This is a genomic window from Streptacidiphilus sp. PAMC 29251 (assembly GCF_054208735.2).
The window spans coordinates 2,453,955-2,474,002 of the sequence record NZ_CM135725.2; the positions used below are offsets into that span (position 1 = coordinate 2,453,955).

Annotated in this window: 20 protein-coding genes and 1 pseudogene; 2 read left to right on the forward strand and 19 right to left on the reverse strand. The window is 72.9% G+C overall.

What is annotated here, in order from left to right; genetic code table 11:
* Positions 1-40 precede the first annotated feature (40 nt).
* The 12 genes and pseudogenes from glgA to ACXKR8_RS11505 all read right to left on the reverse strand — a co-directional run bounded on the left by glgA (position 41) and on the right by ACXKR8_RS11505 (position 11,478).
* Positions 41-1,231: a glycogen synthase gene (gene glgA, locus ACXKR8_RS11450; RefSeq protein ID WP_458272796.1), complete on the reverse strand. Its 1,191-nt coding sequence runs from the start codon at positions 1,229-1,231 to the stop codon at positions 41-43.
* Positions 1,232-1,457: 226 nt separating this feature from the next.
* A complete protein-coding gene (locus ACXKR8_RS11455; RefSeq protein WP_380513340.1) occupies positions 1,458-1,730 on the reverse strand; it encodes a hypothetical protein in 273 nt (90 codons plus the stop codon).
* 169 nt (positions 1,731-1,899) lie between these two features.
* Positions 1,900-4,188 (reverse strand): molybdopterin-dependent oxidoreductase, encoded by a 2,289-nt coding sequence (locus tag ACXKR8_RS11460; protein WP_458272797.1) that lies wholly within the window; start codon positions 4,186-4,188, stop codon positions 1,900-1,902.
* Between the two features lie 179 nt (positions 4,189-4,367).
* The gene (locus ACXKR8_RS11465; protein WP_458272798.1) at positions 4,368-5,210 is read right to left on the reverse strand and encodes an ABC transporter ATP-binding protein; all 843 of its coding nucleotides are present in this window, start codon (positions 5,208-5,210) and stop codon (positions 4,368-4,370) included.
* Positions 5,207-6,196 carry an ABC transporter ATP-binding protein gene (locus ACXKR8_RS11470; RefSeq protein WP_458272799.1) on the reverse strand — a complete coding sequence of 330 codons (990 nt, stop codon included), beginning with the start codon at positions 6,194-6,196 and terminating at the stop codon, positions 5,207-5,209. Before ACXKR8_RS11470 ends, ACXKR8_RS11465 begins: the two co-directional genes overlap by 4 nt.
* On the reverse strand, positions 6,193-7,128 hold the full coding sequence (locus ACXKR8_RS11475) for an ABC transporter permease (RefSeq protein WP_458272800.1): 936 nt from the start codon (positions 7,126-7,128) through the stop codon (positions 6,193-6,195). Before ACXKR8_RS11475 ends, ACXKR8_RS11470 begins: the two co-directional genes overlap by 4 nt.
* Entirely contained in the window at positions 7,125-8,072 is a 948-nt protein-coding gene (locus ACXKR8_RS11480; protein ID WP_458272801.1) for an ABC transporter permease, read from the reverse strand. Before ACXKR8_RS11480 ends, ACXKR8_RS11475 begins: the two co-directional genes overlap by 4 nt.
* Entirely contained in the window at positions 8,072-9,094 is a 1,023-nt protein-coding gene (locus tag ACXKR8_RS11485) for an ABC transporter substrate-binding protein (protein ID WP_462100458.1), read from the reverse strand. The genes ACXKR8_RS11480 and ACXKR8_RS11485 overlap by 1 nt, the downstream gene beginning before the upstream one ends.
* A complete protein-coding gene (locus ACXKR8_RS11490) occupies positions 9,094-9,288 on the reverse strand; it encodes a hypothetical protein (RefSeq protein WP_462100459.1) in 195 nt (64 codons plus the stop codon). Before ACXKR8_RS11490 ends, ACXKR8_RS11485 begins: the two co-directional genes overlap by 1 nt.
* Before the next feature lie 44 nt (positions 9,289-9,332).
* Positions 9,333-9,383 (reverse strand): annotated as a pseudogene (locus ACXKR8_RS11495) (hypothetical protein); the annotation flags it as partial.
* Between the two features lie 128 nt (positions 9,384-9,511).
* On the reverse strand, positions 9,512-9,757 hold the full coding sequence (locus ACXKR8_RS11500; RefSeq protein ID WP_462100460.1) for a hypothetical protein: 246 nt from the start codon (positions 9,755-9,757) through the stop codon (positions 9,512-9,514).
* Between the two features lie 53 nt (positions 9,758-9,810).
* Positions 9,811-11,478 carry an amidohydrolase gene (locus tag ACXKR8_RS11505; protein WP_458272803.1) on the reverse strand — a complete coding sequence of 556 codons (1,668 nt, stop codon included), beginning with the start codon at positions 11,476-11,478 and terminating at the stop codon, positions 9,811-9,813.
* A 163-nt stretch (positions 11,479-11,641) separates the two neighbouring features.
* On the opposite strand from ACXKR8_RS11505, the gene ACXKR8_RS11510 reads away from it, so the two are divergent.
* On the forward strand, positions 11,642-12,349 hold the full coding sequence (locus tag ACXKR8_RS11510) for a TetR/AcrR family transcriptional regulator (RefSeq protein ID WP_458272804.1): 708 nt from the start codon (positions 11,642-11,644) through the stop codon (positions 12,347-12,349).
* Here ACXKR8_RS11510 and ACXKR8_RS11515 read toward each other — a convergent pair.
* Genes ACXKR8_RS11515 through ACXKR8_RS11525 form a run of 3 tightly spaced genes read right to left on the reverse strand, consistent with a single transcriptional unit; the run spans position 12,335 to position 14,421 of the window.
* Positions 12,335-13,000, reverse strand: coding sequence for a cytochrome b/b6 domain-containing protein (locus ACXKR8_RS11515; protein ID WP_458272805.1), 666 nt, complete (start codon positions 12,998-13,000; stop codon positions 12,335-12,337). The two genes, ACXKR8_RS11510 and ACXKR8_RS11515, sit on opposite strands and share 15 nt — an antisense overlap.
* Positions 12,981-13,706: a molybdopterin-dependent oxidoreductase gene (locus ACXKR8_RS11520; RefSeq protein WP_458272806.1), complete on the reverse strand. Its 726-nt coding sequence runs from the start codon at positions 13,704-13,706 to the stop codon at positions 12,981-12,983. The genes ACXKR8_RS11515 and ACXKR8_RS11520 overlap by 20 nt, the downstream gene beginning before the upstream one ends.
* Positions 13,707-13,758: 52 nt before the next feature.
* Positions 13,759-14,421, reverse strand: a complete 663-nt coding sequence (locus tag ACXKR8_RS11525) for a TetR/AcrR family transcriptional regulator (RefSeq protein WP_458272807.1) — start codon at positions 14,419-14,421, stop codon at positions 13,759-13,761.
* A 64-nt stretch (positions 14,422-14,485) separates the two neighbouring features.
* Between ACXKR8_RS11525 and ACXKR8_RS11530 the strand changes: the two genes are divergently transcribed.
* Positions 14,486-15,259, forward strand: a complete 774-nt coding sequence (locus ACXKR8_RS11530) for an MBL fold metallo-hydrolase (protein ID WP_458272808.1) — start codon at positions 14,486-14,488, stop codon at positions 15,257-15,259.
* 47 nt (positions 15,260-15,306) lie between these two features.
* Here ACXKR8_RS11530 and ACXKR8_RS11535 read toward each other — a convergent pair whose 3' ends face one another.
* From ACXKR8_RS11535 to ACXKR8_RS11550, 4 genes are all read right to left on the reverse strand, one after another.
* Entirely contained in the window at positions 15,307-17,133 is a 1,827-nt protein-coding gene (locus tag ACXKR8_RS11535) for a bifunctional metallophosphatase/5'-nucleotidase (RefSeq protein ID WP_458272809.1), read from the reverse strand.
* 117 nt (positions 17,134-17,250) lie between these two features.
* Positions 17,251-18,216, reverse strand: a complete 966-nt coding sequence (locus ACXKR8_RS11540; RefSeq protein ID WP_458272810.1) for a PfkB family carbohydrate kinase — start codon at positions 18,214-18,216, stop codon at positions 17,251-17,253.
* Positions 18,213-19,271, reverse strand: a complete 1,059-nt coding sequence (locus ACXKR8_RS11545; protein ID WP_458272811.1) for an ADP-ribosylglycohydrolase family protein — start codon at positions 19,269-19,271, stop codon at positions 18,213-18,215. Before ACXKR8_RS11545 ends, ACXKR8_RS11540 begins: the two co-directional genes overlap by 4 nt.
* A 7-nt stretch (positions 19,272-19,278) precedes the next feature.
* Complete coding sequence (locus ACXKR8_RS11550) at positions 19,279-20,010, reverse strand: GntR family transcriptional regulator (protein WP_458272812.1); 732 nt, start codon at positions 20,008-20,010, stop codon at positions 19,279-19,281.
* Between the last annotated feature and the right edge of the window lie 38 nt (positions 20,011-20,048).

Genomic DNA, 20,048 nt, shown 5'->3' on the forward strand with positions numbered 1-20,048 from the left:
CTCCCTGCGGGTAGATCGTTCTGATGCCAGAGTGGCGCAGTCATCCTGCTGCGGCCAGGGCCGTGCGGTAGACCTCGACCGTGCGGGCCGCGATGGCGTCCCAGCCGAACTCGGCCACCGCGCGCTCGCGGCCGGCCGCGCCGTACCGGGCGGCGCGCTCGGGATCCAGCGCCAGGCTGTCCACCGCCGCCGCGAAGGACCGCTCGAAGTCCTCGGCGCCCCGGCCCTCGTAGGGCACCAGCAGCCCGGTCCGGCCGTCCGCGACCACCTCGGGTATGCCGCCGACGGCCGAGGCGACCACCGCGGTTCCGCAGGCCATCGCCTCCAGGTTGACGATGCCCAGCGGCTCGTACACCGAGGGGCAGACGAACACGGTGGCGTGCGAGAGCAGCTGCACGATGTCGGGGCGGGGCAGCATCTCGGAGATCCAGTGCACGTTCTCCCGCGCGGCGCTCAGCTCGGCGAACAGCGTGCGGAACTCCCGGTCCACCTCCTCGGTGTCCGACGCTCCCGCGCACAGCACCAGCTGCACCGAGGGGTCGAACCGGCGGGCGGCGCGGAGCAGGTGCGGCACGCCCTTCTGCCGGGTGATCCGGCCGACGAAGACCACGGTCGGCAGCGCCGGGTCGATGCCGAGCCGCTCCAGCACGTCGGTGCCGGGATCGGGGCGGTAGAGGTCGGTGTCGATGCCGTTGTGCACCACCTGGACCCTGGCCGGGTCCAGCGCGGGATAGCAGGCCAGCAGGTCCCGGCGCATCCCGGCGGACACCGCGATCACCGCGTCGGCGGCCTCGACCGCGGTCTTCTCGACCCAGCTGGAGACGGCGTAGCCGCCGCCCAGCTGCTCGGCCTTCCAGGGGCGCAGCGGCTCCAGCGAATGGGCGGTCAGGACGTGCGGGATGCCGTGCAGCAGCTTGGCGAGGTGGCCGGCCAGGTTCGCGTACCAGGTGTGCGAGTGCACCAGCTGGCGGTCGGCGACGGCGGCGGCCAGGGCGAGGTCGACCGAGAGGGTCCGCAGCGCCGGGTTGGCGTCCTCCAGACCGGGGGCGGCGGCGTGCCGGCTCACCTCGGCGGTGTCGACCAGGCCGGGACCGGCCCAGCTGTGCACCGAGAGGTCGACCAGGCCCTGCAGCTCCCGGGCCAGGAACTCCACATGGACGCCGGCCCCGCCGTAGACGTCCGGCGGGAACTCCCGCGTCAACAGCCCGACCCGCAAGACGTCGTCACTCATCCCGTGCACCTCCGCCTGACGGACCGCCCCGAGCGTCCGTGCAGGGGTACCCCTGCCCGCCAGACTCGTGTTCGATCCCCGACCCGACCGATTGATCAATACTTTCGGATACCGGGCGGTAGATCATCCCTGTGGACCGAGTTAACCGAAGCTTCATCGCGCCGACACAGCTGCGGGCATGCCGAACCCGGCCATGACATGAGGTCATGGCCGGGCGTGCGGAGGCCTACTTGCGGCCGCCGAAGAGCGAGCGGGTGAGACGCCTGAGCGGCGCGAGCAGCACCATCCGGGCACCCCGATTGGGGCGGGCCGAGGGGGCGCTGACCCCACGGGGCGTCAGCTCCCTTATCAGGCCGACCGCTTCCGCCACGTCCACCTGCGGGAGCGCAGGTGCGCCGAGCACAGCAAGATGACGGTCGAGCCGTCGGCTCGCCGCGCCAGTGCCGCACTGCACCGCGGGAACCCGCGGCCTGCTGCGCACATGCTGAATCTGATTCATATCCCACCCCTTGGAAGGCACCAGGGCCGTGGAGCGAAGACTATCCGCCTTGGGAGGTCGGCGCGCAACTGTTCCGTTCAGCTGCCTACGGTACTCCGCCTGGCGGTCACCCGTACGAGCAGGTCCCCAGTGGGGCGCGCGAGTTGATCGTTCACCTCGAATTCCCTCGTCAGGGGTGGTCGCCCGGCCGGACCTCGACCGGGATCCCGTTCAGGACCGCCGTTCCCGACAGCGGGTCCAGCGGCTCCTCGTCGGTGAGCAGATTGCTGTTGACCCCGGGGGACAGCGCGGCGGTCGCGCCGCGGGTGGCCGGGTCGCTGTGGCCCCAGCCGTGCGGCAGGCTGACCACCCCGCGCATCAGGCCGGGGACCAGCTCGGCCGCCGCCTCCAGCTCGCCGACCCGGGAGCGCACGGTCACCCGCTGCCCGTCGGCGATGCCCAGCCGCTCGGCGTCGCCCGGATTGAGCTGCAGGGTGCAGCTGTTGCTGCCGCCCGCCAGCAGCGGCACATTGTGCATCCAGGAGTTGTTGGACCGCAGTTGGCGGCGGCCGACCAGGAGCAGGCCGCCGTCCGGCGCGGCGGTCAGCTCGGCCAGGTGCTCCGCCAGCCGCCGGGCCTCGGCCAGCAGCTGCGGCGGGGCGAGCTCCACCCGGCCGCTGGGGGTGCGCAGCACGCCGGGCAGCCGGGGCCGGAGCGGGCCCAGGTCGAGCCCGTGCGGGGCCGCCTCCAGTGCCGCCAGGGTCAGCCCCTCCGGCTTGGCGCCGAAGCCGTCGCCGTGCGGTCCGCCGCGCAGCATCAGGTCGAGCAGGCGCTCCTGGCGGCTGCGGTGGGCGACCGCGGCGAGCAGCTCCAGCGGGTCCCGGCCGAACGCCGGGGAGGACGGGTCGGCGCTGATCCGGCGGGCGGTGTCGGCGGCGGTGAGCTGGTCCAGTTGGTCCGGGGTGGTTCCGTCGCCGAGGGCGGCGCAGGTCAGCCGGAGCAGCACCTCGCCCTCGTCCAGGTCGCCGGGGCGCAGCGGCAGGCTGGGCGGCGAGTAGTCCGCCTGGTCCCTGATCGCGAAGCCGGTGAACACCAGGTCGTAGTGGCTGCGGGCGAGCGGGGAGGCGGCCGGCAGCACCACGTGCGCGTGCCGGGTGGTCTCGTTGAGGTAGGCGTCCACGCTGACCATGGCGTCCAGCGAGGCCAGGGCCGCGCCCAGGCGGGCGCTGTTGGGGGTGGACAGCACCGGGTTGCCGGCCAGGGTGACCAGCCCGCGCAGCCTGGTCCCGTCCGCCGACGGGGTGTCGATCTCCTCGGCCAGCGCGGCGGCGGGGAACTCCCCGAAGACGCTGGGCAGCCCGCGCACCCTGGTCCGGCGGGAGCCGGGGATCCGCACGCCGCGGCCGCGGCCGGGCTCGCCGCTGGTGTTGGGCGAGCCCGAGGCGGGCTCGGGCCACATCACCCCGCCGGGGCGGTCCAGATTGCCGGTCAGCGTGTTGACCACGTCGACCAGCCAGCTGGCGGCGGTGCCGAAGGCGGTGGTGGTGGTCCCGATCCGGCCGTAGACGGCGGCGCTGGGGGCCGCCGCCAGCTCCCTGGCCAGCCTGCGGACGGTGGCCGCGGGGACGTGGGTGGCCGTGGCGACCGCCTCCGGGGAGAACGGGCGCAGCGCCTCCCCCAGCTCGGCCAGGCCGTTGAGGTGGGCCGATGCCGCCCCCGGGTCGGCCAGGCCCTCGTCCAGCAGGGTCCGGGCGATCCCGGCCAGCAGCAGCGCGTCCGTGCCCGGGCGGATCGCCAGGTGCTCGTCCGCGATCTCGGCGGTACGGGTGCGGCGCGGGTCCACCACCACCAGCCGGCCGCCGCGCCGGCGCAGCGCGCGCAGCCGTCCCGGCAGGTCGGGGGCGGTGAACAGGCTGCCGTTGGACACCATCGGGTTGGCCCCGAGCACCAGCAGGTAGTCGGTGCGGTCGAGGTCGGGGATGGTGATGGACAGCTCGGTCCCGTACATCAGTCCGCAGGCGACCTGCTTGGGCATCTGGTCGACGGTGCTGGCGCTGAAGCGGTAGCCGGTGCCCAGGGCCTGGATCAGCACCCGGCTGTAGAGGCCGAGCCCGAGGTTGTGGACCACCGGGTTGCCGAGGTAGACCCCGACGCTGTCCGGGCCGTGCCGCCGGACCAGCGGCGCCAGCAGCCGTCCGGCCTCGGCGAAGGCCTCGTCCCAGCCGACCTCGGTCCACTCGGCGCCGCGGCGGACCAACGGGGTGCGCAGCCGGTCCGGGTCGCTGTGCAGCTGGCCGAGGGCGACCCCCTTGGGGCAGATGTAGCCCCGGCTGAACGGGTCGTCCGCGTCCCCCCTGACCGCGACGTCCTCGGGCCCGGGCCCGGTGGTCACGGTCAGCCCGCAGGTGGCCTCGCAGAGCGGGCAGGTGCGGTGGGTGACGGCGGTCGCGTCCTTCGTACCGATCGGTAGCACGCTCATGCCCGCGAGCGTAATCGCCTGGCGCGGGCCCCGGAACCCTGAGACGGGGGGCTTCTCGGGTGCGGGCCGTAGGTGGTTGGGCGCGCAGTTCCCCGCGCCCCCAGGGGGTTGCCACTGGGCCGGTTGCAGACGCGCAGGGGCGCGGGGAACTGCGCGCCCGACCATGCACGCGCTGCACCTTACGTCCCCGGCCTCCACCCCGGGACCGGGACGGCGGCGCGCAAGGCGCGGGTGTACTCCTCGGCCGGGGCGTCCAGGACCTGGTCACAGAGCCCCTGCTCGACCACCCGGCCGCGGCGCAGCACCAGCACCGTGTCGCAGAGCTGCCGGACCACCGCCAGGTCGTGCGAGATCAGCAGGTAGGCGATGCCGCTGGCGGCCCGGATGTCGGCCAGCAGATTGAGGATCTGCGCCTGGATCGAGACGTCCAGCGCGGACACCGCCTCGTCCAGCACCAGCACCTGCGGCTCGGCCGCCAGGGCGCGGGCGATGGCCACCCGCTGGCGCTGGCCGCCGGACAGGTCCCGGGGGCGGGCCAGCACCTGCCGCCGGGTCAGCCCGACCTGGTCCATCAGCTCGGCGAGCCGGGCCGCCCGCTCCTTCTCCGCGCTCCCGCCGTGGTGCTTGTCGTGGTGCCTGCCGTGGTGCCTGAGCACCTCGTCCACCGCGGAGCCGACGCTCTGGCCCGGGTCCAGCGAGGTGTAGGGGTCCTGGAAGACGATCTGCAGCTCACGGGCCCGCCGGTTGCGCTCGGCCGCGCCCCGGGCCGGGGCCGAGCGGTCCCGGCCGAGGACGCTGATGCTGCCGCCGCTGGCCCGCTCCAGGCCGACCAGCATCCGGGCGATGGTGGTCTTGCCGGAGCCCGACTCCCCCACGATGCCCAGCGAGCCGCCCGCCCGGACGGTGAAGCCGACCCCGTCCACCGCGCGGTGCCGGGTCTGCCCGCCCTTGCCGTCCGGCACCCGGAACTCCTTGCCGAGACCTGATACTTCGACCGCCGCCGCGCTGATGCCGGTGCTCATGCCGTGGCCTCCTCAAGGCTGATCTCGGCGACCCGGTGACAGCGCACCAGGCCGCCCCGGAAGGGTTCCAGCTCCGGGCGCTGCTCCCGGCAGACCGGCCGGACATGGGCGCAGCGCTCCGCGAAGGCGCAGCCCGGGCCCGCCTCGAAGGCGGAGACCGGGCGCCCGGGAATGGCGCTGAGCCGCTCGGCCCGGGCCTCGATCGAGGGGCGCGAGCCGAGCAGCCCCAGCGTGTACGGGTGGGACGCGCGCCGGTGCAGCTCGGCCGACTCGCGGATCTCCACGATCCGGCCCGCGTACATCACCGCGACCCGGCGGCAGACCGCGAGGGCCAGGTCCAGGTCGTGGGTGATGAAGACCATGCCCATCCCGCGCTCGCGGCGCAGCCGGTCCAGGATGCCGACCACCTCGGCCTGGATGGTGACGTCCAGGGCGGTGGTGGGTTCGTCGGCGAGGATCAGCCGGGGCTCGGCCAGCAGCACCGAGGCGATCATCACCCGCTGCAGCATGCCGCCGGACAGCTCGTGCGGGTACTGCCGGAGCCGGCGCAGCGGGTCGTCGATGCCGACCTCGGCCAGTACCGCCGCGGCGCGGGCCTCGGCCTCCCGGCGGGCGGTGCCCCGGTTGCGGACCAGCGCCTCGGTGAGGAAGGCGCCGATCCGCCGGGTCGGGTTGATGTGGGCGCGCGGGTCCTGGAAGATCATGCCGACCCCGCGGTCGCGGTAGCCGCGCAGCGCGGCGGCGTCCATCGCGGCGACGTCCCGGCCCTCGAAGCGGATGGTCCCGCCCTGGTCGGCGCCGGGCGGCAGCAGCCGGGTGACCGCGCGTACGGTCATCGACTTGCCGGATCCGGACTCGCCGACCAGCCCGAGCGCCTCGCCGGGGGCGAGGGTGAGGTCGACCCCGTCCAGGACCGGCCGCTGTTCCGGGGCGTCGGCGCCGAGGTGGACGGTGAGCCGGGAGATCTCCAGCAGCGGGGCGGTCATCGGGTGGCTCCCTCGGTGGCGGCCGGCCGGCGGGGCCGGCGGCGCAGATAGGACGGGGGCTTGTCGCCGCTGATCCGCGCGCCCAGCACGGTCAGCGAGAGCACGCTGAGCACGATCAGCACGCCGGGCGCGATCACCGGCAGCCAGTGCCCCTTGATCAGCGCGTCGGTGTCGCTGACCATGACCCCCCAGTCCGAGGTGGGGGCCTGGACCGCGAGCCCCAGGAAGGACAGCGAGGCGAGGTCGAGCAGCGCGTAGCCGAAGGCGATCGCGGCCTGCCCGAGCACCACCGGGGCGATATTGCGCAGGATGTGACGGACCATGATCCGGACCACCCCGAAGCCCTGCACCGCGAGCGCGTCGACATAGGGACTTGTCCGCTGCTGCCGGGCCGCGGCCCGGACGATCCGGGCTAGGAAGGGGATGTAGGCGATGGACAGGGCGGCCACCGCCGGGGTGAGCCCGGGGCCGAACAGGGCCACCGCCAGCACCGCGAGCAGCAGCCCGGGCAGGGCGTAGACCAGGTCGAAGACCCGGGCCACCACCGCGTCCACGGCTCCCCCGTACCAGGCGGCGAGCAGGGCCAGCGGGATGCCGACAAGGAGTGATATCGACACCACCAGGGCCGGGCCGAGCAGGCTGGTCCTGCTGCCGAACATCAGCCGGGAGAGGATGTCCCGGCCGATGCCGTCCGCGCCGAGCAGGTGCGCGCCCGAGGGCGCGGCATAGGAGTCCAGCAGCGACTGGGCGCTGGGGTCGTACGGCGCCAGCAGCGGTGCGGCCAGCGCCAGCAGCAGCACCAGCAGCAGGAAGAGCGCGGCGGCGGTGCCGGAGGGGCCGAGCGCCTGCCGGATCCGCCGGAGCCGGTGCCCGCCGGGCCGGGTCGCGGGTTCGGCGACCGCGGTGGGGGCGGTGAGCTGGTCCGTCGTCATGAGGTCCTCCCCAGGGTGCGCAGCCGCGGGTCGATCAGGGCCTGGACCAGGTCGCTGACCGCGTTGCAGACCACGAAGGCAGCCACCAGCAGCAGGGCCACGGCCTGGACCACCGGGAAGTCCTTCTGCGCCACCGACTGGATGGTGAGCTGGCCGATGCCGGGCACCGCGAACGCCGACTCCACCACCAGGGTGGAGGCGAACAGCCCGGCGGTGACCAGCCCGGCCGCGGTGATGATCGGCGGGAGCGCGTTGCGGAACACATGGTCGCGCAGCACCACCCGCCGGGGCAGGCCGCGCACCAGCGCGGTCTGCACGTGCTCGCGTCCCAGCTGCTCGCGCAGCGCGTTCCTGGTGACCTGGGCCAGGAAGCCGCAGGAGGCCAGCGCCAGCGCGAAGGCCGGCAGCACCAGCCCGCGCAGATGGCCCACCAGGCCCGGCTGGACCCCGGAGGAGGGGAACCAGCCGAGCTTCACCGCGAAGACCGCGATCAGCACGGTGGAGGCGACGAACGGCGGGACCGTCACCGACAACGAGGTGGCCGCGCTCGCGGCGGCGTCCACCCGGCCCGGGCGCAGCGCGGCGACCGTGCCGAGGCCGATCCCGAGCAGGACCACCAGCGCCATGCTCAGCGCGACCAGCAGCAGGGTGGTGCCGAGCCCGGCGCCGACCCGGCCGGACACGCTCTGCCCGGTGACCATGGAGTGGCCGAGATCGCCGCGCAGCACACCGGTCAGCCAGTCCCAGTAGCGCACCGGCAGCGGCTGGTCCAAGCGCAGCTGGTGCCTGACTGCCGCCCGGGCGGCGGCGGACGGGGCCCGGCTGCCGAACAGGACGTTCTCCGGGCTGCCCGGGGCCAGGTAGAGGCTGCCGAAGATCACCACGCTGGACAGCAGCAGGGTGGTCAGCAGCCCGCCCAGGCGGTGCAGCAGGAGCCGGCCCATCAGGGCGCGCCCACACGGGCGGCCCAGGCGTTGTCCATGTACGAGAAGGTCAGCGGGGCGCCGGTGACCGCCTTGTTCTGGAACAGCAGGGCCCGCGGCTGGACGATCGGGATCCAGGGCAGGTCGCGGTCGATCACCGTCTGCGCGGCGAGCACGAAGCCGGACCGCTCGACCGGGTCGGCCGTGCCCTGGGCCTTGTCGAGGTTCTGCTCGACCACGGCGTTGCTGTAGCCGTTGAAGTTCTGCGCGCCGCCCTTGGTCGCGTAGCTGATGTACATGTTGGCGGCCTCGGGGTACTCCATGTAGTTGATGGTGAGGAAGGCGTCGTAGGCGGAGCGGGCCTTGGCGTCGATGAACAGCGAGCCGTACTGCTGGTCCGGCAGTCCGACGATCTTCACCTTGAGGCCGATCGAGGCACCGGTCTGCTGCAGCACCTGGGCCAGCTGGACCTGGGTGGGGATGCCGGCCGCGTAGCCGATGACCACCTGCTTGCCGGTCGCCCCGGCCTCCTTGACCAGCTTGGTCGCCCCGGCCAGGTCGGGCTTCTTGACCAGGGCGGAATAGGCCTTCTGGTAGGCGCTCCTGGCCGGGCTGGTCTCCCAGAAGCCGGGCCCCGCCACCGCGTACAGCGGGTCGGCCGCGCCGCCGAAGAGGGTGCTGGCGATGCCCTGCCGGTCGATCGCCATGGACATCGCCTGGCGCACCCGGGCGTCGGCGAAGCCGCCGGTGAACTTGGAGATCAGCAGGTCGATGTTCTGGGTGGTGGAGCCCTCGGCGCCGACGTAGAGCTTGCCGTCGGCAGCCTTGCGCAGCTGGTCCAGGGCGGCGCTGGGCAGGTCGAAGGCGCCCTGGAGGCTGCCCGAGGTGAGCGCGTTGGCGAGGGCGGAGGGGTCGCCGATGAACTTGAAGGTGACCTGCTCCGCCTTGGCGGCGCGGCTGGGGTCCCAGTAGTGCGCGTTGCGCTTCAGCACCAGGGAGTTGGTGCCGTCGAAGGAGGCGATCGTGTAGGGCCCGGAGCACATCACCCGGTCTCCGCGGTGCCGAACTTGTGCCCCGCCTTGACCGCGAAGTCCTTCTCGACCACCGAGCCGCCGAGGATGCCGAGCAGGCCGACGAAGAGGTAGTCGTCCTTGCTGAAGGTGATGGTGACCTGCTCGGCGCCGGTGGCCTTGATCGAGCTGACGTCCTCGTAGGAGTCGGCGTAGTTGCTGGCCACCTGGGGTCCTGGTTGCGCAGCAGGCTGTAGACCACGTCGGCGGTGGTGACCGGGTGCCCGTCGCTGAAGGTGGCCCGCGGGTCCAGGTCCAGCACAAGGTGCCGGGCGTCGGTCTGCTTCCAGGACTTCGCCAGCCCCGGGTTGAGGCTGTAGTCGGCGCCGGTGCGCAGCAGCGACTCGCAGACATTGCCGAGGATGGTCTCCTCGGGATAGTCGGCGGTGGTCAGCGGGTCCTCGGAGTACGGGGCGCGGTAGTCGCCGGACCAGGTGACCGAGGCCAGCGGCTTGCCGGGGCGGTGGTGACCTGGGTGGTGCTGAAGTTGCTCTTCGGCGCGGCTTTGGCGGCGGGGGCCGCGGAGCTGCCGCAGGCGCTGAGGGCGCCGGTGGCGAGGAGCGCGAGCGGCAGGACCACGCTCAGGGTTCTTTTCTGGGCCGGGGTTCTCTCCTGGGCCGGGGTTCTTCTCTGCATCGGGGAGCCTCTCCTGGGGACGGACGACGGGCTGTTCTTCACTCGGCCGCTCTTCACTCCGCGGCGTGGACCAGGGCGCCCTCGACATAGGTCCGCAGCACCCGGGTGTCGCCGATCGCCATGGCGGGTCCGGCGAACGGGTCGCGGTCGAGGACCACCAGGTCGGCGTACTTGCCGGGCTGCACCGAGCCGGTGTCGGCGTCGAGGTGGTTCACCCGGGCGCTGCCGGCCGTGTACGCGGTGAGCGCGGTGCCCAGGTCGATCCGCTGCTCCGGGCCGAGCACCCGGTCGCTGCTCTCGTCGGCGCGCCGGTTGACCGCGACATGGACGCCGAGCATCACGTCGGGGGTGCTGACCGACCAGTCGCTGCCCATGGCGAGCATCGCCCCGGCCCGGTGCAGCGCGCCGAAGGGGTACTGCCAGCCGGCCCGGCGCTCGCCCAGGAAGGGGATGGTCAGCTCGTCCATCTGCGGCTCGTGGCAGGCCCAGAGCGGCTGCAGGTTGGCGGTGGCGCCGAGCGTCCGGAAGCGCGGGATGTCCTCCGGGTGCACCACCTGGAGGTGCGCCAGGTGGTGCCGGTTGCCGCGGTTGCCGTTGCGGCGCAGCGCCTCCTCGACCGCGTCCAGCGCGGTGCGCACCGCGCGGTCGCCCAGGGCGTGGAAGTGGACCTGGAAGCCGGCCGCGTCGATCTCGCTGACATAGCCGCCGAGCTTCTCCGGGTCGATGAAGTCCAGGCCGGAGCCGCCGCTGGAGCAGCCGCAGCCGTCCAGGTAGGGCTCCAGCATGGCCGCGGTGTGGTTCTCGGCGACGCCGTCCAGCATCATCTTGACGCTGCCGGCCCGGAACCGTCCGGCGCCGTCGTGCAGGGCCTCGGCCTGGGCCCGGCGGTCCTGGAAGCCGGCCAGCTGCTCCAGGCCGCCCTCGCGGTCCCACCACTGGGCGGCGCGGACCCGGGCGGTGAGGCTGCCGTCGGTGGCCGCGGCCAGGTAGGCGCCGTAGACGTCGCCGGGGCCGAAGCCGGTGCCGACGGCGGCGTCCTGCCAGCCGGTGATGCCGAAGCCGTGCAGATGGGCCTGGCCGGCCAGCAGGCCCTGGTAGTGCTCCTGCTCGGTGGGCGGCGGGACATGACGCAGCACCAGGTCGGCGGCGCCCTCCTGGAGCATCCCGGTCGGGGTGCCGTCGGCCTCGCGCTCGATCCGGCCGTCGGCCGGGTCGGGGGTGGCGGCGGTGATCCCGGCGATCTCCAGGGCCCGGCTGTTGGCCCAGAGGCCGTGGCCGTCCCGGTTGGGCAGGGCGACCGGGCGGTCCGGGACCACGGCGTCCAGCAGGGCGCGGTGCGGGGTGCCGCCGGGGAAGGCCTCCATGCTCCAGCCGCCGCCGGTGATCCAGGCCCGGTCCGGGTTGGCGGCGGCGTAGGCGGCGACGGCGTCCTGGTAGTCCTGGGCGCTCTCCAGCTGGTGCAGGTCGCAGCTGCGCAGGGTGGTCCCGGCCAGCACCGGGTGGACGTGGGCGTCCTGGAAGCCGGGGAGCAGCAGCCGTCCGGCGAGGTCGACGACCTCGGTGCCGGCGCCGATCAGCGGCCGTACGTCGTGGTCCTCGCCGACGACGACGATGCGGCCGTCGCGGACGGCGACGGCTCCGGCCCAGGAGCGGGCCGGATCGACGGTGAAGACGGGTCCGCCGGTGAAGACGAGATCGGCGAAGTGGTGGTCGCGGGGCACAGTGCCCTCCGAACGAAGGTGGGGCGGCCGGTCGAGACGGCCCGATGAGTGAGCATCACACTCGATGACAATGCCGCTGTCAATGCCGTTGACAACGGAGGACCGGTTACGATCAGATGAAGTCGTTGGGGGCCGGGCTCGGCCGTACACGGGAGGAACCGCGATGGCGGAGCAGGGCACGACCACGGCCAGGCGGCGGGTGGCGCTGACGCGCGAGGCCATCGTCGAGGCGGCCATCCGGCTCTGCTCGCCGGAGGGCGGCGGGGTGCTGACGTTCAGTCGGCTGGGCAAGGAGCTGGGCGCCGACCCCACCGCCGTCTACCGGCACTTCCGCGACAAGGACGAGCTGATCCTTGCCATGACCGACGTCATGGTCGAGGAGGCGGTGGCGCTGGCCGCGGTGGACGCGCTGGGCCCGGACCGCTGGCGGGAGTTCCTGAGCTCCACCGCCCGCGCGGTCCGCGCGGTCTACCTGGAACGTCCGGCGCTGGCCGTGCTGGCCGCCATCAGGACGACCGCGAGCACCGCCGAGACGGCCAGCGTGGAGAAGATCATCGGGGTGCTGCACGGCGCCGGGCTGCCGGTGATCGAGGCCGCCGAGTGCTACCGGATGCTGCTCGACCTCACCCTGGCGATGACCCAGGCCTCGGCCTCGTTCATGATCCTGGACGAGGAGTCGCAGGCCAAGGACGACGCCGCCTGGGCGGTCAGGTACGGACTGCTGCCGGAGGCCCGCTTCCCGCTGCTGCACCGGAGCGCGCCGCGGCTGACCGAGCTGTTCCGCGACGACGCCCAGGTGTTCGAGCTGGTGCTCGCAACCTTCCTGGACGGGATCGCGCTGAAGATCGAAAGGGCCTCAGCCGCCGGCTGAGTCCTCCGCCTCCTGCTTGGAACGGGCCGCCCGCTGCTCCTCCTCGAACCACAGCTCGTGCTCGCGCCGGGCCCAGTTCCGGGACACCCGCCCGGTGCGCATGCCGTGCCGGGACTCCGGGTCCTTCATCGCCATCCGGATGTGCCCGATCACCAGCACGCCCACGATCAGCGCCAGCCAGTCGTGCACGAAGGTGGAGCCGGTGCGCCAGCTCAGCGAGGTGAGGTGGGGGAACCACATCAGCAGGCCGGTGCCCATCATCACCAGGGTCGCCCCGGCGATCATCGCCGAGTACCACTTCTGCCCGGCGTTGAACTTGCCGGCCGCCCCGGCGGCGCGGGTGCCGTAGCGCATCGCGCGCCAGGCCCAGCCCTTGTCCTGCGGGCCGAAACGGTTCAGCCGGCGCAGGTCGGCGCGCAGCGAGCGGAAGAAGATGCCGCCGATCAGCGGCACCGGCAGCACGATCCCGGCCCACTCGTGCACGGTCACCAGCAGCCTGCGCCGGCCCACGATCTCGGCCAGGAACGGCAGGTAGAGAAAGGCCGCGGTGACGATCGCGACCATCATCAGCGTGGAGGTGGTCCGGTGCACCCAGCGCTCGGCGGTGCTGAACCGGAACAGCTCGGCGGGCTCAGCCGGAGGTCGGGTCATCGTTGCGCCCGTTGGACCGGCCGACCCATGCTTCGACGTCATAGCCGTAGTGCTCCCAGTAGCCGGGCATGACCCGGTCGGTGACGGTGATCCCGGACAGCCACTTGGCCGACTTGTAGAAGTACATGGGCGCCGCGTAGAGCCGGACCGGGCCGCCGTGGGCGTCGGTGACCGGGGCGCCGTTCATCTGGTGCGCCACCATCATGTCCGGACGCCGGGCCTCGGCCAGGGTCAGGCTCTCGCTGTAGACGCCGTCGAAGCAGGTGAAGCGGATCGCCTTGCCCTCCGGCTTCACCCCGGCCGCGTCCAGCAGCCGCGACAGCTGGACCCCGGTGAACTCGGTGTTGGGCACCCGCCACCCGGTCACGCACTGCACGTCCTTGACCAGCTTGGTCTGCGGCAGCGCCAGCAGTTCCGCCAGCGAGTAGGTGGCCGGCTTGTCCACCAGGCCGTCCACGGTCAGCTTGTAGTCGGCGGCGGTGCGGTGCGGGATGGAGTTGGAGACGGAGTAGAAGCGGAAGCCCCCGCCACCGGGCAGCAGCCCGGTCAGACCGGTCGGGTCCTTGCTGCTCACGGTGGCCAGCACACCGTCCAGACTGTTCTGGATCTTCGCCCCGAAAGCCACTCCCGCCGCGCCCAGCGCGGCCACGCCGAGCACGACCCTTCGCCCCACCGGCTTGCCGGCCGCCGTGCCGTCCCTGTCCATACCTCGATTGGAACACTTGACAGGGTCAATGACCAGTAAAGAAGACGGTCTGTCAGGGTTCGGTAAGGTCTTCGACGCCGCTCAGCAGGGTCGCGGTGAGCATGTCCGCGATCCAGCGCCGGTATTCCTCCGCCGCCCAGGCCCTGACCTGGGTGAGCTGGGCGAAGAGCTGCGGAGCGGTCAGCACCCAGCAGGCTTCGGCGGCGCGGGACTCGTCCAGGCCCGGGCGCAGTACCCCCTCCTCGGCGAGATGGGCGACGAAGGCACGCAGCCCGTGCAGCCGCTCCTGCTCGGTGGCGGCCCTGATCTCGGCGAGCTCCGGGTCGGCCGCGGCGAGGACGGCGGTCAGGGCGCCCAGGCGCTGGTGCAGGTCGCAGACGAAGGCGGCGTACAGCGCGAGTTTGCGGTGCGGGTCGGCGGTGGCCAGGACCTCGCGCAGGGCCGGTCGGCGGCCGATCGGGACCGGCTCGTGGTCCCCGGCCAGGGCCACGTCGTAGACGGCCTTCATCAGCTGCTGCTTGCCGCCGAAGGCCTTGTAGACCGTCTCGGCGGAGACCCCGGCCCGCTCGGCCACGGCGCGGACGGTGGTCGCCTGGTAGCCGTCCCGCTCCAGCAGCTCCCGGGCGGCGCGGACCACGGCCTCGCGGTTGCGCTCGGCGGCGGCCCGACGTCCCGAGGTGTCGTACGAGCGGGTGGAGGGGGTGGAAGGAGGCATCGGGCCACTCTAGCGACTTCGGTTCCATTTGACTGTATTGAATACAGTGAGCTGTAATGGATTCATGAACACACAGCAGAGCGAGATCGCCCCCGGAGTGCACCGGCTCGGGGATCAGATGACGAACTTCTATGTGGTCGAGGACGGTGACAGCGGCGGTGTCACCGTCATTGACACCGGCCTTCCGGCCCATGCCCACCAGCTCTCCGAGCACCTGGCCCGGATCGGACGCAGCCCCAAGGACGTCCGGGCGGTGCTGGTCACCCACGGCCATCCGGACCACCTCGGCCTGGCCGAGCGGATCCGCGAGCAGAGCGAAGGCGCGGCCACGGTCTGGGTGCACCAGGCGGACGCGCCGCTGCTGGCGAAGCCGGGCAAGTCCACCAGCGAGTCCAAGCCGGAGCGCTCGATACTCCCCTATCTGCTGCGCCGCCCGGCCATGCTCGGCCTCCCGCTGCACCTGGCCCGCAGCGGCGGCTTCCGCACCCCGGCGGTCCAGGAGCTGAGCACCTTCGACCGGCGGCAGCAGCTGGACCTGCCCGGTCGGCCGCTCGCCGTCCCGGTCCCCGGCCACACCGGCGGCAGCGCCGCCTACCTCTTCGCCGACCGGGGCCTGCTGTTCACCGGCGACGCCCTGATCACCCACGACGGCGTGACCGGCCTGACCGGCCCGCGGCTCGTCTGCCGCGCCTTCACCCACGACAGCGCGACCGCCCTGGCCTCGCTCGACCTGCTGGCCGAGTTCGAGGTCCCGCTGCTGCTGCCAGGACACGGCCCGGCGATGACCGAGGGCACCGCCGCAGCGGTCGCCGCGGCCCGGCAGGCCGGCATCAGCTGAACCGACACCGACCCGCCGCGCTCCGTCCCCACCAAGACCCGGGAGGACTACGCGTACAGCGGCACGCCCGCGCGGACCAGGCGCCAGCCCGGGTTGGCCGCGAAGTCGGCCGGGTTGATCTCGCCCTTGGCCTTCACCCAGGCGATCATCGTGTTGCGGATCTCGTCCGAGCTGGTCCAGATCTGCGTCGCCGACGCGACATGCGGGAAGTTGCCGCCGCCGCTGGCCCGGTAGTTGTTGATCGCCAGCACGAACTGCTGGGCCGGGTCGATCGCGGCGCCCTCGAAGTCCAGGTTGTAGATCCTGGAGCCGACCGGCTTGGAGACGTCGATGTCGTAGGAGACCCCGTACACCTCGTCGTAGTTGTAGTCGGGCAGGTTGTTGGCGTTGGTGAGGGTCGCCTCGTCGATGGGCGCGCCCACCGCCAGGGTGTTGTAGTAGGTCGCCGAGAACTCCAGGTAGTCCTTGATCTGGGCGCCGGTGAGGACGACCGCGGCCAGGGTGTTCTCGTAGATGTAGAGGCCCGCCGCGTCGCGCAGCCGGACCTGTCCGGCCGGGATGTCGGCGGTGCGGTTGAACGGAGCGGCCTGCGCCAGCACCGGCAGGGCGGCGTAGGAGGTCCCGACCAGACCGGCCTTCACCGTGTCCACCTGCACCTTGCCGATCAGGTCGACGATCGGGACGTTCTGGAACGGGGCCCGGGCGATCGACAGCTCGGTGGTCGAGGTGCCGATCACCTGGTTCACATAGGTGACGACGGCCGCGTGCTCCTTCGCCAGCAGCGCGACGACCTCGGGGTCCTCAGCCACCGTGTTGGAGTTGAGCACCTTGGAGCTGACGGAAGTGACCTGCCAGCTGCCGTGCACCAGCTCGACCTCGAAGTCGAAGCGGCTGATCCGCATGCCCCACTTCAGCGGCTCGGAGAGGACCACGGTCTTGCCGGTCTTGGTGTTGGTGATCAGGCGCTGGTCCACCTCCACATGGGTGTGGCCGACCAGGACCGCGTCGATGCCGGGCACATTGGCGGCCATCTCGCCGGCCGCGTCCTCAGGCCAGGGCAGCTGGTCGCCGTAGGAGGTGGCCTCGTCGATCCCGGTGTGCGCGGTGACCATGACGATGTCCGCGCCCGCGCTGCGCACCTTGGGCACGAAGATCGCCGCCTGCTCGGCCACCCCGGGGAAGGTCATCTGCCCGGACACATTGGCCTTGTCCCAGATGGCGATGCCGGGGTTGGTCAGGCCGAGGATGCCGATCTTGATGTCGGGCTGGTGCGGCACCCGGATCCGCCTGATGATGTACGGCGTGAAGGCGGGCTTGGAGGTCTTGCTGTCAATGGCGTTGGCCGCGAGCAGCGGGAAGTCGCACTGCTTCTCAAAGGCCCGCAGCAGCGGGATGCCGTAGTTGAACTCATGGTTGCCGAGCGCCGCCGCGTCATAGCCGATGTGGTTCATGGCCAGCGCCATCGGGTGCTTGGGGGCCTTGTGGTGGCCGACGTTGATCGGCTCGACCCGGGCGAAGTAGTAGCTGAGCTGGGTGCCCTGGATCATGTCGCCGGCGTCGATCAGCAGGCTGCGGCCGTGCCCGATCTCCTCGCGGAGCTGGGTGACCAGGGTGGAGATCTTCGCCAGGCCGACGTCGTTGTGGGCGGCGTCGTCGTACTCGTGGTCGCTGAAGTAGTCCCAGTTGAGGCAGTTGCCGTGGACGTCCGTCGTCCCCAGCACGCTGAAGCTGTAGGTCGGGTTCGGCGTGGGGTGCCGGTCGGGGTGCTTCTTCGACTCCGCCTCGGCGGAGCCGGCGGTCGCGGAGGCGGCGACGGCGGTTCCGGCGGCCACGGCGGCGGAGCGGGCGACGAAGTCACGGCGGTTCAGAGGCACAGAATCTCCATGCAGACAGGGCGGGCAGGACGGACAGAGGGTCGGACGCGCGTAGATGGACGCGCGTAGAAGTCTGTACCTGACAATGCGCCCGGCGCTAGACCCGTGAGGTTGCCGTCAGGTTTCCGGCTGCCGAACATGCTCGCGCAGGAAGGCCGCGAGCCGGTCCGCGGGCGGCGCGGTGGCCGGTCCGCGGGCAGTGACGGCCAGGGCCGCGGCGGCATTGGCGGTCAGCGCGGCCTCGGCCGGGGCGGCGCCGGACGCCAGCGCGGCGAGGAAGACGCCGGTGTGGGCGTCGCCCGCGCCGTTGAGATCCACCGCCTTCACCGCGAAGCCGGGGATCACCTCGGGCGCGGCCTCAGCTTTGGTCGCACCGGGTGGCAGCAGCAGGCAGCCGTCGGGGCCGGTCCTGACCAGCACCCCGCCCCTGCCGAGGGAGCGTCCGAGGGCGACGGCCGCGGCCGACGGGTCGTCAGATCCGGTCAGCAGCTCCGCCTCGCGGGCGTTGCAGCTCCACCAGTCGGCCCGGGCGCGGAGCAGCCGCAGGGTGTCCGCCGGGATGTCGGCGACCAGCGGCCCCGGGTCGAACAGCACCGGCGTCCGGTCCGGCAGGGCGCGCAGCCAGCCGGTCAGCGCCTGCCGGTTGGAGCGGTGCAGCATGCTGTAGCCGGAGAGGTAGACCAGGTCGCCGGGGCCGGAGCGGACCCGGTCCAGGTCGGCACTGTCGAGGGTGGCCTCGGCCCCGGGGCTGGTGACGAAGGTGCGCTCGCCGCCGGCGTCCAGCAGGGTGACGACCAGTCCGGTGTCGGTGTTCCGCTTGGGCGGCTGCAGCACCTCGATCCCGGCGTCCCGCATCGCGGCCCTGGCCCTGTCCCCGTACGGCCCGGTGCCGTGGGCGCCGCCGTAGGCCACCCGCAGGCCCTGGCGGGCGGCGGCGACCATGGAGTTGAGGCCGCCGCCGGGGGTGCTGGCGGCGGCCGTGGCCAGCATGTCGCCGCCGCGTTCCGGCAGTTCGGGGATGTCCAGGACGAGGTCGACCACGATGTTGCCGAGGTGCAGCAGCCGGTCGTGGGTGCGGCTCATCGCGGCAGGCCCGGTCCGGTCGGCGAGGCCGGCAACGTCGCCGCCGCTGCTGCGTCGCGCAGCGTCAGCAGCCGGGCTGCCGTCTCGCTCAGCTTCAGCCCGTTGACCTGGTCCAGCGTCGCCCGCGCCGAGGCCGGGAAGGCCTCCACCCCGTGGCACGCGCCGCCGACCGCTCCGGCGATGGCGGCGATGGTGTCGCAGTCGCCGCCGACCGAGGCGGCCAGCAGCACCGCCTGCCAGGGGTCCTCCCGGCAGGCCCAGAGCATGGCGAAGGCGGCGGGCACCGACTCCTGGGTGGCCAGGCTGGTGCCGACCAGGGTGTAGACCCGGTCGGCAGCCCGCTCCGGGGTGAGGCCCTCGACCAGGCCGACGGCCCAGCTGATCCGGGCCGAGACATCGGCCGCGGCGACCCAGTGCCCGCGTCCGGCGGCCAGGGTGGCGGCCCGCTCGGCCAGGCGTACCGCCTCGGGCACCGAGGCCCCGCCCACCCCCGCACTGACGGCCGCGGCCACCGCCGCCGCCCCGGCCAGCGCCACGCCGGTGTCATGGGTGAGCCGGCTGGCCTCGACCACCCGGTCCACCAGCGCGTCCAGGTCGGCGCAGCCGAAGGCGATGCCGACCGGGGCGATCCGCATCGCCGCGCCATTGGTGGTGCCGAAGCGTCCGGCCTTGTCCACGTCGGCGCCGGCCAGCACCTCGGCGACGGCGCGCTTGGTGGAGGGGCCGAGCAGGTCCAGCGAGCCGCGGGCCCGCATCGCGTCCTCCCAGGCGACCAGCCGCCGGGCGAGCTCGGCCGGGTCGATCCGGCCGTCCGAGTCCACCAGTAGGTCGGCCAGCAGCAGCGCCTGCTCGGTGTCGTCGGTGACGGACCCGGCGGGCATGCCCGCGGCCAGCGGGTGGTCCGCCGGCGCGGCGTGGAAGCCGTCCAGGACCGGGCCGTAGCGGGCGGTGATCTGCGGGCGGGACAGCATCTGGGTGGGCATGCCCAGGGCGTCGCCGAGGGCGAGGCCGTAGAGGGAGCCCGCGGCGCGGTCCTGCGGTGTGGTGCTGCTCATGGATGCCTTACGGGAACTGGAGCGAGAGATGGAAGTGGTCGGGGTCGAGCAGGCTTTCGACATGCTCGATGAAGGCTCCGTCGGCGGCCCAACTGGTGCGCTGGGTGCTCAGGAACCAGGCGCCCGGCTCGCGCCGCAGCAGCGCGGCTTCGGCCGCGTCGAGGCGGCGGCCGGACAGCCGCTGCTCGCCGTGGTCCGGATAGAGGCCTGCGACGGTGAGCACGGCGGTGATGGACTCACCGTCAAGTCCCTGCAGCGGCAGGTCGCGTATGCCCGCCACCGGCGGGAGGTGGCTCCGCTCGTAGGAGACGACGCTGTCGTCGGCCAGCTCACGGATTCGCTCGACCACGACGAACTCGTCCGACTCCAGGCCGAGCCGAGCGGCCAGCCCCGGCTGCCGGGCGGCGGTGATGGCCAGCACCCTGGTCCGGCTGTCCACCCCCTGGGCGGCCAGCGCGTGGGCCCAGCCGAGGCTGTCGTCCAGCGGGTGCCCGTCGAACAGCACATAGGAGCCCTTGCCGGTCCTGGTGGCGATCAGCCCGGCGTCGTTCAGCTGGGCCAGGGCGGCCCGGACGGTGGTGCGGCTGACGCCGAAGCGTTTGGCGAGGGCCATCTCGCCGGGCAGTTGCTGGCCCCTGGCCGCCGCGCCGGTGCGGATCTCCCGCTCCAGCTCGGCGGTGATCCGCTCGTGCTTGAGGTGGACCACCCGGACCGTGCGCTCAGGTCGGACCCGGCTCATCGTGCGGCCTCCGCGGGAGTCTCTTCGAGGGTTTCGGC

Excerpts from the sequence above, each read along its gene's own strand:
- ACXKR8_RS11470 (WP_458272799.1), bottom strand. The coding sequence starts at position 6,196 with ATGACCGCCCCGCTGCTGGAGATCTCCCGGCTCACCGTCCACCTCGGC.
- ACXKR8_RS11480 (WP_458272801.1), bottom strand. The coding sequence starts at position 8,072 with ATGGGCCGGCTCCTGCTGCACCGCCTGGGCGGGCTGCTGACCACCCTG.
- ACXKR8_RS11525 (WP_458272807.1), bottom strand. The coding sequence starts at position 14,421 with ATGCCTCCTTCCACCCCCTCCACCCGCTCGTACGACACCTCGGGACGT.
- ACXKR8_RS11465 (WP_458272798.1), bottom strand. The coding sequence starts at position 5,210 with ATGAGCACCGGCATCAGCGCGGCGGCGGTCGAAGTATCAGGTCTCGGC.
- ACXKR8_RS11475 (WP_458272800.1), bottom strand. The coding sequence starts at position 7,128 with ATGACGACGGACCAGCTCACCGCCCCCACCGCGGTCGCCGAACCCGCG.
- ACXKR8_RS11530 (WP_458272808.1), top strand. The coding sequence starts at position 14,486 with ATGAACACACAGCAGAGCGAGATCGCCCCCGGAGTGCACCGGCTCGGG.
- ACXKR8_RS11550 (WP_458272812.1), bottom strand. The coding sequence starts at position 20,010 with ATGAGCCGGGTCCGACCTGAGCGCACGGTCCGGGTGGTCCACCTCAAG.
- ACXKR8_RS11500 (WP_462100460.1), bottom strand. The coding sequence starts at position 9,757 with ATGCAGAGAAGAACCCCGGCCCAGGAGAGAACCCCGGCCCAGAAAAGA.
- ACXKR8_RS11540 (WP_458272810.1), bottom strand. The coding sequence starts at position 18,216 with ATGAGCCGCACCCACGACCGGCTGCTGCACCTCGGCAACATCGTGGTC.
- ACXKR8_RS11455 (WP_380513340.1), bottom strand. The coding sequence starts at position 1,730 with ATGAATCAGATTCAGCATGTGCGCAGCAGGCCGCGGGTTCCCGCGGTG.
- glgA (WP_458272796.1), bottom strand. The coding sequence starts at position 1,231 with ATGAGTGACGACGTCTTGCGGGTCGGGCTGTTGACGCGGGAGTTCCCG.
- ACXKR8_RS11485 (WP_462100458.1), bottom strand. The coding sequence starts at position 9,094 with ATGTGCTCCGGGCCCTACACGATCGCCTCCTTCGACGGCACCAACTCC.
- ACXKR8_RS11515 (WP_458272805.1), bottom strand. The coding sequence starts at position 13,000 with ATGACCCGACCTCCGGCTGAGCCCGCCGAGCTGTTCCGGTTCAGCACC.
- ACXKR8_RS11545 (WP_458272811.1), bottom strand. The coding sequence starts at position 19,271 with ATGAGCAGCACCACACCGCAGGACCGCGCCGCGGGCTCCCTCTACGGC.
- ACXKR8_RS11520 (WP_458272806.1), bottom strand. The coding sequence starts at position 13,706 with ATGGACAGGGACGGCACGGCGGCCGGCAAGCCGGTGGGGCGAAGGGTC.
- ACXKR8_RS11510 (WP_458272804.1), top strand. The coding sequence starts at position 11,642 with ATGGCGGAGCAGGGCACGACCACGGCCAGGCGGCGGGTGGCGCTGACG.
- ACXKR8_RS11460 (WP_458272797.1), bottom strand. The coding sequence starts at position 4,188 with ATGAGCGTGCTACCGATCGGTACGAAGGACGCGACCGCCGTCACCCAC.